General features: G+C 57.1%; 7 protein-coding genes. 6 read left to right on the top strand and 1 reads right to left on the bottom strand.

Translation table 11 applies throughout. The features are described 5' to 3' along the window. Positions 1-38: 38 nt before the first annotated feature. Positions 39-2,909, top strand: coding sequence for a UPF0182 family protein (locus tag VFX97_15105; GenBank protein ID HEX5704527.1), 2,871 nt, complete (start codon positions 39-41; stop codon positions 2,907-2,909). On the opposite strand, the gene VFX97_15100 is transcribed toward VFX97_15105, so the two are convergent. Beyond that, positions 2,910-3,740, bottom strand: a complete 831-nt coding sequence (locus VFX97_15100; GenBank protein ID HEX5704526.1) for a TRAP transporter TatT component family protein — start codon at positions 3,738-3,740, stop codon at positions 2,910-2,912. It abuts the gene before it with no gap. A gap of 82 nt (positions 3,741-3,822) precedes the next feature. Here VFX97_15100 and VFX97_15095 point away from each other — a divergent pair, with 82 nt between their 5' ends. From VFX97_15095 to VFX97_15075, 5 genes are all read left to right on the top strand, one after another. Next, complete coding sequence (locus VFX97_15095; protein ID HEX5704525.1) at positions 3,823-4,485, top strand: HAD family phosphatase; 663 nt, start codon at positions 3,823-3,825, stop codon at positions 4,483-4,485. Between the two features lie 88 nt (positions 4,486-4,573). After that, positions 4,574-6,172 carry a lactate racemase domain-containing protein gene (locus tag VFX97_15090; GenBank protein HEX5704524.1) on the top strand — a complete coding sequence of 533 codons (1,599 nt, stop codon included), beginning with the start codon at positions 4,574-4,576 and terminating at the stop codon, positions 6,170-6,172. Positions 6,173-6,176: 4 nt separating this feature from the next. Further along, the gene (locus tag VFX97_15085; GenBank protein ID HEX5704523.1) at positions 6,177-6,686 is read left to right on the top strand and encodes an ankyrin repeat domain-containing protein; all 510 of its coding nucleotides are present in this window, start codon (positions 6,177-6,179) and stop codon (positions 6,684-6,686) included. A gap of 16 nt (positions 6,687-6,702) precedes the next feature. After that, the gene (locus VFX97_15080) at positions 6,703-11,130 is read left to right on the top strand and encodes an AMP-binding protein (protein ID HEX5704522.1); all 4,428 of its coding nucleotides are present in this window, start codon (positions 6,703-6,705) and stop codon (positions 11,128-11,130) included. 107 nt (positions 11,131-11,237) lie between these two features. After that, entirely contained in the window at positions 11,238-12,320 is a 1,083-nt protein-coding gene (locus VFX97_15075) for an NAD-dependent epimerase/dehydratase family protein (protein ID HEX5704521.1), read from the top strand. Positions 12,321-12,393: the final 73 nt, after the last annotated feature.

Here is a 12,393-nt window from a genome sequence, read left to right as displayed (position 1 = left end):
GTTTGCTGCACCTCGGAATATGAGTATGCTAGGCGTACTTGAGCACGCCCATAGAGTTCGACGACGACGATGACATCATCGACGTCACGCCCGACCAACCGCGACGAAAACGGCGCTGGTGGCCCTGGATTTTGCTTGCCGTTCTCGTGCTGTTGTTCATCGGCTCCCGCGCGCTTTCCATCTACGTGTCGGCGCTGTGGTTTGGCTCCCTCGGTTACTCGGACGTTTATTGGTACATCTTCAAACTGAAGCTCGAGTTGTTTCTGATCTTCCTGGTGCTGACCACCATCATTTTGCGCGCCGGTTTTTGGCTGATTGAAAGAGCGTTTGGGGCTTTCACCATCGGACCGCGCACTGTTCTGATTAATCAGCAGCCCGTGCAGATTTCGCCGGGACGATTCATACGTCCCCTGGCGTGGGTAGTCTCAATTGTTGCCGGTTTGATGTTCGGGCTGGGAATGCGCGCCGCGTGGCGCGACTTTGCGTTGTACCTTCACGCGCCGCAGACGCCACTCCCCGATCCGATTTTCAACCGGCCGGTCAGCTTCTACCTCTTCACGCTGCCAATTTATGACGCGGTTAGCTCGTGGCTGCTGTACCTCGCGGTAATTATCCTTATCGCCGTAATTGCCTACGCGTTACTCGCAGGGACGCAGGAGACGACGCTCGCTAACAGCAAGAGCGGGCCGGTCCGCAAACGCGCGATCACAATCATCTCGGTGGTCGCGGGCGCGATTTTACTAATCCTGGCGTGGAAGACTCTGCTGTCGCGATTTCCTTATCTTTGGCAGGACCATCAGATTTTTTCCGGCGTCAGCTACACGGAAGCGAACCACGTGCTGCCGGGCCTGCGCCTGGTCGCCATCGGGCTGGTAATCGCGGCGCTGGTCGCCGTGGTTAACGCTTTCACGCTGCGCAAGGTACGCGTGCTGGTTGCCGGGATAGCGCTGCCCGTCGCGGTCTACCTCGTCGCCGTCGTCTTCATTCCGGCTTATGTCCAAAACTTTGTCGTTAAGCCAAATGAACTAGGCCGAGAGTCGCCGTACATCGAGCACAACATTGCGTGGACCCGCCGCGCCTTCGGTCTCGACAAAATCGAGCTGCGAAACTTCGAGGCAGAAACAACCGTTGAGTCGTTTGCGCTTCAGGACAATCGGGAGACCCTGGAGAACATTCGCCTGTGGGATTGGCGCGCGCTCCAGGACACGCTCAAGCAGATGCAGGCGATTCGCATCTACTACGACTTTCCCGACGTTGATGTCGATCGCTATCAAACCGGCGGGCGAACCAGGCAGGTCATGGTGGCCGCGCGTGAGCTGAACGTCGAGCGATTGCCGGAAACGTCGAAGAACTGGGTGAATCAACGCCTGATTTATACGCACGGCTATGGCGTGACGATGAATACCGCCAACGAGTTCACGCCCGAGGGTCGTCCGCGTTTTCTGCTCTCGAACATGCCAATCGAGGCGAAAGCCGATATCAAACTCACGCGGCCGCAAATCTATTTTGGGCAGGAAACGAACACGCCCGTTTACGTCAAGACCAAGCAGAAGGAGTTCGATTTTCCGCAAAGCGAGACTGAGGCTGCCTTCACCAGCTACGAAGGGACCGGCGGAATCCAACTCGGCAGCGGACTGAGGCGGTTGTTACTGGCGTGGGCCGTCGGTGATATGACGAAGCTGCCTTTCTCTGACGACGTAACTCCCGAGAGCCGGCTGTTGATCAATCGGAACATTCGCGAAATCGTCAACGGCCTGGCGCCATTTCTAATCTATGACCGCGATCCTTATACCGTAATCAGTGAGGATGGGCGGTTATTCTGGGTCGTCGACGCTTACACCGAAACGGCCAATTACCCGTATTCGCGTCACCATCAAATTGAAAGCAACCGGGTCAATTACATTCGTAACAGCGTGAAGGTCGTGATTGACGCTTATAACGGCACGACTAACTTCTACGTCTTCGATCCCGAGGATCCGTTGATTGCTGCGTACCGGGCGACGTTTCCCAGCCTGTTCCGCGATGCTAACCAGATGCCCGCGGATCTGCGCGCCCACATTCGTTATCCCGAAACGCTCCTGCGCGCGCAAGGCGACGTATACGGCCTTTATCACGTGCAAAACGGACGTGTCTTCTTCCAACAAGAGGACGCCTGGAGCATCGCCCAGCAGGCGACCGTCGATCAGCAGAACAAGAAACAGAATCACCCGATCGATCCCTATTTCGTGCTGATGCAGTTACCTGGTGAAGACAAGCAAGCGGAGTTCGCATTGATTCTCCCGTTCACGCCGGCCAACCGAAACAACATGATTGGCTGGATGGCCGGACGCTCTGACGGCGAGAACTATGGGAAGCTACTGGCCTACAATTTTCCCAAGTCACGCCTGATCGACGGGCCGCTGCAAATCGAAGCGCGTATCGATCAGGATGCCCAACTCTCCGCGCAATTTTCACTTTGGAACCAGCAAGGTTCCCGCGTCCTGCGCGGCCATCTGCTGGTGATTCCCATTGGCAAATCGCTTCTCTACGTCGAGCCAATCTACCTTCAGGCAGTAAATAGTCCGATGCCTGAATTGCGCCTGGTTGTCCTGGCCACTCAGGAGCGGTTGGCGTTTGGCCAATCGTTTGACGAAGCCATGGCTAATCTGTTTGGCGACGCAGGAAAACAAACAGCGGAACCGAAGCCGGCAGAGCAGAAGCCCGCCACTGGCGATCAAGCGAAGCCGGCCCCTACACCAGCCGCACCCACCACGACCGGCACCACGCAGCAGTTAATTAACCGCGCGGTTCAAGAGTTTGAGGATTATCAGAAACTGATGGCAGCCGGAAGGTATGCTGAGGCCGGGAAGAAACTGGAAGAACACAAACGCACCCTGGAAGAACTGAAACGCGCGTCCGGCAAGCCATAATTACGATTTCAATTTCGCCTCGAGCTCCCGACCTTCTCTCACCGCATCGCTATGCTCCGGCTCGAACCCCGGCGAAGGTTGGCTCTCGAACAAAGTTTTCAGTTCCCGTTGTGCATCTGGTATGCGCTTGGCTTCTGCATATGCTTCCGCCAGCCGCAGCCGCAAGAGCGCATTGTTCGGACCGAACTTCAGTCCCTTCTCAAGGTACTCGATCGCTTTACTGACATCGCCACCCAGAATGCGCGGGGCTTTTAGGTAGACCTGGCCCAGAGCCATGTAGGCACTGCCGGATTGGAAGCTTTCATCAATCTTCAGCACCGCCTCCATCTCCCGCTTGATGTCCTCGATCTCGGCAAGCCCGGCGAGCGTGCTAATTTCCGCATTACCACCGTAGTTTGCGCCGAGCCAAAAGTGACCTTCAGGCCGGTCATTGTTCAGCTTGACCGCCAGCTTTCCCGCTTCCGTACCGTCGTGAAAAGCCTTCTCCTGTTCGGTCTCGTCGGTTGTGTGACTGCCGAGGTAATAGTTGTACTGAGCCACCCTCCAGGCCAATTCATAGTTCGTGGCATGCTCGGCCGTCGCCTGGCGTAAAGCGATCAGCCCCTGGCGGACTTTCATAACGTCGGCCCGCTGAGCGTAGAGTTCGTCGGCCTGAGTGATGGTTTCGGCCGGCGAGCGGCCACTGGAGGGTGCCGAAACGGCCTGTTCCGCGGATTTGCTACAGGCTGACAGGCCAGCTGCGAATACCAAACTTGCCCCCAAAACGGCCAGTTTTGAAAGAATGTCGCGTTTAGAGAGGTCGCAAATGGTGCTATTGTCTAGTGTTGCCATACAGTGTCTTTCGCGCTTTCCAATTCTGACGGTCTCATGTATATTGGCTGCCCTGAAGCAATCCGAACACAACGGTAAACCAGTGAAGGCCGCGGCATTCTACGACCTCGAAGGGACCCTCGTCAGTACGAACCTGGTCCATACGCTCGGGTTCTATGCGCGTAACCAACCCGATCTGTTCCGCAGCTTCAAGAAGAGTGCCGCGACCCTTCTGAGTGTCCCCTTGTTCGCCGTGAGCGACCAGTATAGCCGAAAAGTCTTTAACGACCTGTTCTTCAAACGCTACAAAGGCGAGTCAGAGGACCGCATGCGTTACTTCTCCGAAGAGTTGTTCGAGAAGGTGCTCAAGCCGGCAGTCTTTCCCGGCGCTTTCGAATTGATCGAAAAGTCGCGCAGCCTGGGGCATCGTCAAGTCGTCGTCACCGGCGCGCTCGATGTTTCCGTTAAGCCGCTGATGGAGTATCTCGGCATCGACGATTACGTTTCGAATCGCCTGGAGTTCGTAAAAGGAATCGCGACGGGACGATTGCTACCGCCGGTTCTCGCGTCCGCGACCAAGGCTTCATGGATTCGCACGTACGCCGAACGGGAAGGAATTAACCTGAGCGAATCGTTCGCGTACTCAGACAGCATGAGCGACCTGCCGATGCTTTCGATAGTTGGTCACCCCGCAGCAGTCAACCCGGATTTGCGTTTACGACAAACGGCCCTGCACCACGATTGGCCGATATTGAATTTGAAATAGTCCGTGGTCCGGTCAGTGGTCAGTTGGTAAAAAGCAACTGAGTACCGACAAGCCACTGACGACTGACAACTGACAACTGACTAATTCCATGGCCCTTCAACTAAGAAAGAAAACCCACGAATCGATCGTTTACATCGATAGCGACAGCGCGCCGCGCATCATGCCGTCGGGTGAGGACTTTATCCTCGAAGACATTCCCGTCGGCACGCGCGTGCTTTATCCGAATCCGCCGCTCAAGGGTTTGCCTAATCGCGAGGCAGCGATTCGCTATGCGCTGAATCATCCGCTGGGTTGCGATCCTCTCTACGCGCAACTTGAGCCCGGCATGAAAGTAACGATCGCCATTGACGACATCAGCTTGCCGCTGCCGCCGATGGCTACGCCGGATATTCGCCAGACCATGCTCGAAGTTGTGCTCGATCTCCTCGGCGCCAACGCCGTGGATGACGTGCACATCATCATCGCCAATTCCCTGCATCGGAAAATGACTGCGTGGGAAATGAAGCGCATGGTCGGGCAAAGGATCTTTGATGCGTACTACCCGGATCGCTATTACAACCACGACGCTGAGTGGAAAGAAGGTTTGATCAAGATCGGCGAGACGCGACACAAAGAACCGCTGGTGCTGAACCGGCGCGCGGCGGAAAGCGATCTGCTGATTTACTGCAATATCAACTTTGTGCCGATGGACGGCGGCCACAAGTCCGTGGCCGTTGGCCTGTGCGATTACGAATCACTACGCGCGCACCATGATCCGCAGACAATTCGCGAGTCGGACAGCTACATGGATCCGGCGCGGTCAGAGCTGGCGAACAAATGCAACCGGCTGGGAAAGATTGTTGATAACGAGATGAACGTCTTTCACATCGAAACGGCCATCAACAATCGCATGTACGGCAGTGACATGGACTTTCTCCTGAAGAACGAAGACGACTTCACCGCCTTCGATCGCATGAAGTTCGAAGCCATGCGCTACACGATGAGCAAAATGCCGCGGCCCGCGCGTCGCAAGCTGCTGCACTCTCGGCCGGCCCAATACGAGATGACCGCGTGTTATGCCGGTAAGACGGAACCGGTGCACGAGAAGATCGTTGAGAAGGGATTTCAGCAGTACGCCATTCCGGTGCGCGGGCAGTGCGACATTCTGATCACCGGCATTCCTGACATTTCGCCTTACAACGTTTATTCGATTCTGAATCCGCTGCTCGTGCAGGTCATGGCGCTCGGTTACCACTTCAATTTCTATCGCAACAAGCCTTTGCTGAAGAAGGGCGGAGTGATGATCGTTCATCACCCGTGTTACGACCAGTTCGATCACAACCATCATCCCAGCTATATCGAGTTCTTTAACCGGCTGTTGCCGGAGTCGCGCGATGCTTTCTATCTGCGCGAAAAATACGAGCGCGAGTTCGCGAACAATCCGAGCTACGTCGAGATGTATCGCCGTGGCAACGCCTATCACGGCGCGCACCCGTTTTTCATGTGGTATTGGGGCGAAAACGGGCGGCAGCACGTCGGCAAGGTAATCGCGGCCGGCGCGGAAAACGCACACGTGCCCGCGATGCTCGGCTGGGACCGCGCCGACAACCTGACCGAAGCGATCGCGATGGCGCGAAATTACATGGGTAACTCAGCAGAAATTACGATGCTGCATCAACCGATGATTGGCATCGCCGACATGGAGTAAGGAAGTGATAATTCCAGTCACAATAAAAGCGTTTCTTCCAAAGGTTATCGCGTTTGCCGGCACGCTGCTGCTGTCTTTTGCAGTCCTGAACTTTGTGCCCAGCGCACGCGTGCGACGGCAGACCAACTTCGCGCGCGCGGCCGCCGACGGCGACCTGCAACGCATGCGTATGCTGCAAATGGCCGGCGTGAGCGTGAACTCGCGCGCGGGCTGCTGTTCGCCGCTGTTTCTTGCGGCTGGAGAAGGGCGGCTGAGTGTCGTGCAATATCTGCTCGATCAGGGCGCGGACATAAACGCGCGCGAACGCGGCGGACGGACGGCGCTCACTGAAGCGGCTTTTGCAGGCAGCAACCCGGTTATCAAAGAACTGGTTCTGCGCGGCGCGGACGTAAACGCGGTTTCAGACGTGGGTACGCCGCTCGACGTCGCCATGCAAGCGAACCACGCGCCGGCAATTGATTTGTTGAAGTACTACGGCGCCAGGCGTAGCTGCGAACTTCGCGGCGGTTGCTAACGGACTCCGAAAAGCGATGACCACCAATACACTTTCGCCAACCGAAATCTTCAGAGACCGCAGCCTGTTTCTGATCGGCGGCACGGGCTTCCTCGGCAAAGTGACGCTCAGCATGCTGCTGCATCGTTTTCCGAATATCGGGAAGGTTTACGTGACGGTGCGCGCTCGGTCGCAGGAGGAATCCGAAACGCGTTTTTGGAATAACGTTATCAGCGCGCCGCCGTTCAATCCGTTGCGCGAACGATACGGGTCCGCGCTCGATGGATTCATTCGCGACAAGGTCGCGATCGTGGGCGGCGATATCGCTGAAGACAACCTGGGGTTCACCGAAGAGGAAGCCGAACGCATCGCCAAAAATGTCGATGTCGTTCTCAACTCGGCCGGCAACGTCACGTTCAATCCAACTTTGGAGAGTGCTCTGCGCACGAACGTGGTCGGCACGCAAAACGTCATCGCCTTCGCTAAACGCATGAAGCGGCCATGCCTCGTGCACATCTCAACCTGTTTCGTCGCCGGCAATCGTTCGGGCTCGATTTGGGAAGACGATGAAGTGATGGGGTATTTTCCGCGCCGCGACGAACTAACCGGCGTCGAATTTTCAGTCCAGGAAGAGATTCGCGACTGTGCGAAGATGGCCGAACGCGCGCGTGAAGAAGCGAAGGACGCAATGATGGCGGCGTACTTTCGCGAGCAGGCGCGCAAGCGCCTCAACGAGGAGATGCGCGACGGTGATGATCCGGACGCGCTCGGGCTCGCGGTTGCGCGCGAGCGCAAAGTTTGGGTCCGCACTCGCCTGACCGAAATGGGCATGCAGCGCGCGGAGTTCTGGGGCTGGCCGAACATTTACACTTACACAAAGTCGCTTGGTGAACAGCTGGTGGCCGCCGAAACCGAAATGGTTCGCAGTGTCGTGCGGCCCAGCATCGTCGAATCCGCGAAAGACTATCCCTTCCCCGGTTGGAACGAGGGCTTCACGACCACGGCGCCAATCGTCTTTCTCACGTTTAAAGGACAACGACAGCTGCCGGCGAACAAGAAATTGATTCTCGACATCACCCCGGTCGATCAAGTGGCGGCGGTGATGCTTGCAGTCTCAGCTCAGGCATGCGTCGAACAACCCAAGCTCGTTTATCAGGCCGCGACCGGCGATTCGAATCCCAACACGATGGACCGGATCATCGGCCTGGTTGGTTTGTATCGCCGTCAGGAAGAGTTGAAGAAAGACACCGGCTTGCGCCTGTTTCGCGAGATTTCCGCGCGTTTCGAGCCGTTTCCGGTCACGCCTGAGCGTTTTGAATCGGCGTCGATTCCGCGCATGAATAAGGCCGCAAAGAAAGCCTCCGAGCTGCTCGACCGCGCGCGTCCGCGTTGGGGCGGCGGCCGCTATGAAGGCGTGATCAACCGGATGCAGCAGACTGTCGATCGCGTCGAAGAGCAGACTCGCGAAGCGAAAGAAGCATTCGAAATGTTTCTTCCCTTCACCGTCAATAACGAGTACGTCTTCCGGGCCGACAACGTGCGCGCCTTGTTCAATCGCATCAGTGAAGACGAACGACAGCTGCTGACTTGGAATCCGCATGAGTTCGACTGGTACGACTACTGGCTGAACCAGCATCTGCCGGGCCTGAAGAAGTGGGTGCTGCCGACGCTGGAAGAAGACATGCGCGCGCAGCCGAAACGCATCTACACCTATCGCGACCTGGTCGAGCTGTTTGAAACGACGACCAAGCGTCACGCGACGCGGGTGGCGATGCGGATTGAGCGCGATGGGCGCAAGGAACAATACACCTATGCCGATCTGCGCGAGTTGGCGACGCGCGCCGCGGCTTTCTTCGCGAGTCATGGAATTAAGTCAGCAGATCGGGTCATCCTCTTTAGTCACAATGCGCCCGAGTGGGGCATGAGCTACTTCGGCGTGCTGAAGGCCGGCGCGACTTGCATTCCGATTGACGCGGAAAGTTCGACAGCTGAAGTCGTCAATTTTTCCGGTGCGGGTGACGCAGCGGCGATTGTCATCAGCGCAAAACTGCTTGAAGAGCACTCCGATCTGCGGGACAAGCTAACCGCCGCCGGGCTGGAGGTTCGCGTCTGGACATTCGAGGAAGTGTTCGAGCTACCGACGCAGGAAGTGGAAGACGAGCGCATCGCGCTGCTGCCGCAACGCATCTCGCCGCAATCCGTGGCGTCACTCATCTTCACCTCGGGAACGACCGGCCGACCGAAAGGCGTGATGCTCTCGCATCGCAACCTGACGAGCATGGTCTCGATGCTCGCGTCCGTCTTCGACATGGATACGAGCGACGGGGTTTTGTCCGTTCTGCCGCTCCACCACACGTTTGAATTTTCGACCGGCTTCCTGACGCCGTTGAGTCGCGGCGCGCAAATCACCTATCTCGACGAACTCAACAGCGAGAGTCTCGCCAAAGCGATCAAGAACGGTCACGTTACCGGCATGGTCGGCGTACCGGCGCTTTGGGAACTGCTGCATCGCCGCATCAAGACTCGTCTGCACGAACGCAGCAAGCTGGTGGGCGACACAGCCGATCTGCTGATGAAGTTCAACGCCTGGCTGCGGGACAACACGCCGCTTAACTTTGGGCAGTTGCTCTTCTATCCGATTCACGAGGGGATGGGCGGCCGGGTCCGCTACTTCATCAGCGGCGGATCCGCTTTGAGCGAAAAAGTGCAGCGCGATTTTCAGGGGCTCGGTTTTACGATTCTCGAGGGCTACGGTCTGACTGAAGCATCGCCGGTTTTAACCGTGACGCGTCCCGATAACCGCATGCTTTCGGGCACGGTCGGGCGGCCATTGCCGGGCGTCCAAATCGACATCAAGAATCCAGACGCCAGCGGCGTCGGCGAAGTAATCGCGCGCGGCCCGAACGTGATGCTCGGATATTTCGGAAATGAGGAAGCAACGCGCGAAACGCTCGTCGATCGCTGGCTATTCACCGGCGACCTCGGCCGTTTGGATGACGATGGCAATCTGTATCTCGTCGGGCGATCCAAGGACATTATCGTCGACACGAACGGCAAGAACGTCTATCCGGATGAAGTCGAAGAGGTATATCAGGATTCGCCGTACGTGAAAGAGCTGAGCGTGTTCGGTCTGCCGGATGGTATCGGCGAAAAGGTCGCGTGCATTGTCGTGGCTGACAAAGAATATGACATCGCGCTTTCCGACGCAGAACTGCGTCTCAAGATCGAAGAACATTTCCGCGAAGTTTCGGCGCGGCTGCCTTACTACAAGCGCGTGAAGGTGCTGCACTTCAGCGATGAAGAGTTGCCGCGCACGGCGACGCGGAAAGTAAAGCGGCGCGAAGTTTTGAATATCGTGCAGCAGATGGAGGCGGGCCGATCCGGCGAAGTCGGATTGGAACGGGAAGAAGTTAGCGGTGACGCTGCGTGGCTGGCGGAGATTGTCGCCTCTGTTTCGAACCGATCGGTGCAGGAGATCACGATGAACACGCGCCTCGCCGATCTTGGCTTTGACAGTCTGATGTTTGTTGAGCTGGCGGCTGCAGTGGAAAACGCCGGCGGATCGCTCACCGCGCCCGAACGTTTGAACGAAGTTCAGGATGTTCGCGAACTACTATCCGTGGTCGATCGCGTCGCATCGGCCACCCGCCGCGAAGCGCCGCGACTGCGTCTGGACGCTGAGAAGGCCGACGAGATTCACGTGCCTGAAGCGGTACGCATCGCCGGCAACAAGATCGTCGAGATCGCACAACGCGCTTTGTACGAGCGCATCCTGCGTGTGAAGTACGACGGCCAGACGAATATCCCCTATCACACAAATTTCATCGTGGCCGCGAATCATCAATCGCATCTCGACATGGGCCTGGTGAAAATGGCGCTCGCCGACGCGGGTAAGGATCTGGTCGCGCTCGCGGCGGCTGATTATTTCTTCGACACGAAATACAAGCGCGCGTACATGGAAAACTTTACGAACCTGGTGCCGATGGAGCGCTCGGGTTCGTTGCGCCAGTCGCTGCGTCATGCGCGTTCGTTTCTCGACCGCGGCTACAACGCGCTCATCTTTCCTGAAGGCACGCGTTCAGTGACCGGCACGATGACTGACTTTAAACCTGTGGTCGGCTACCTGGCGCTGGCCGCGCGCGTGGGCATTCTGCCGATCTACCTGGAAGGAACCTACGACGCGTATCCCAAGGGCGCGACGATTCTGCAGAAACGCGATGTGGCGGCGCGGATCGGAAGATTCATTTCCATAGAGGACCTCGAAGAGATGACCAAAGGATTGCCGCGCGCCGAGGCCTACCGCTTGATCGCGGAACGAGTACGGCACGAGGTCGTGAACTTACGCGATCGCACGAATACAAAGTTCGAGCCTTCAGCCGTGCACGAACAATGGAAGGCCGAACGGCGGGCCGGCAAGCTGCGCATCGAAGCGAGCGACGAAGAGTACACAATGGTCAACGCTTAAGAGGAATAATCCACAGATTACAAAGACAAAAGGAAAGATGGACTCAACTGTGTGCGCGCTCGCTGAACTATTTCTTGAATCTGTGTAATCTGCGGATAAATTCTTAAATGCCCACCAAAACTCCAAAGAAACGCACCGCCCAAATCGTGCCAAAGAAAAGCACGAAACGGCACGCTGCCATCGTTAAGAAGGTGCCGGCGACCACGCTGATTACCGGCGGCACCGGGTTCCTCGGTTCGCATCTCGTACGGCAACTGGTTGAATCCGGCTCGAAAGACATTCGCGTGATGGCGACTTCGATTCCTGAGTGGCTCAACGGCCTGGGCGTCGATACTTTCGAAGGATCAATCACTAACGACGATGATGTGGCGCGCGCCGTCGAAGGCGTCACCGAGATCTATCACCTGGCGGGCAAGGTTTCGCGCGACAAAGACGACGCGCGTGAAATGTACAAGCTGCACGTTGAAGGCACGCGCCTGCTTTGCGACGCAGCGAAGAAAGCCGGCGTGCAAACAATCGTGCTCGCATCCAGCAGCGGCACGATTGCCGTCACCGAGAAAGGCGATGTGGTTCCGGATGAGAATTACAATCCGCCGCTCGATATCGTGGCGCGCTGGCCGTATTACGCGAGCAAGGCTTACCAGGAAATGGCGGCGCTCGAGCGATTTAGCGGCGACGGATTACGAGTGGTGATCATGAACCCGAGTCTGCTGCTCGGACCGGGCGACGATCGGCTCAGCTCAACCAAAGTCGTTCTGGATTTCATGGCGCGGAAGATTTCAGCCGTGCCCAACGGCGGATTGAACTTCGTGGACGTGCGCGACGCGGCCCAGGCTTTCCGGGTAGCGATGCAGAAGGGGCGTCACGGTCATCGTTATCTGCTCGGCGCGGTTAACTGGACGTTTGTGAAGTTCTTCGATCGGCTTGAACGCCTGACGAAAGTTACCTCGCCGCGGCTGGCGTTTCCTTCAAAATTCGCCGTCACCGGCGCGCACGTCATCGATTCCCTTTTCCGCCAATGGAACTTCTCGCCGCCGGTCAACGCCGAAGAGATCGAGATGGCGGAATACTTCTGGTACTTCAAGCACGATAAAGCCCGCCGCGAACTCAGCTTCATGCCGCGCGACCCCGGCGACACGCTCAACGATACCGTTCGTTATCTGCGAGAGAATTTTCTGGGTGGGAGGTGAGGTTTAAGGCTTCACTTTTGTTTTGCTGGACGCACTTCTGTTACATGATGGATCCAGCCCTTTGACTTCGACT

This window comes from Pyrinomonadaceae bacterium (genome assembly GCA_036277115.1).
GTDB lineage: Bacteria > Acidobacteriota > Blastocatellia > Pyrinomonadales > Pyrinomonadaceae > UBA11740.
This window is presented reverse-complemented; position numbering and strand designations above follow the sequence as displayed.

Bases quoted from the DNA above. Each gene is read 5' to 3' on its own strand.
- VFX97_15100 (HEX5704526.1), bottom strand. From the start codon at position 3,740: ATGGCAACACTAGACAATAGCACCATTTGCGACCTCTCTAAACGCGAC.
- VFX97_15075 (HEX5704521.1), top strand. From the start codon at position 11,238: ATGCCCACCAAAACTCCAAAGAAACGCACCGCCCAAATCGTGCCAAAG.
- VFX97_15090 (HEX5704524.1), top strand. From the start codon at position 4,574: ATGGCCCTTCAACTAAGAAAGAAAACCCACGAATCGATCGTTTACATC.
- VFX97_15080 (HEX5704522.1), top strand. From the start codon at position 6,703: ATGACCACCAATACACTTTCGCCAACCGAAATCTTCAGAGACCGCAGC.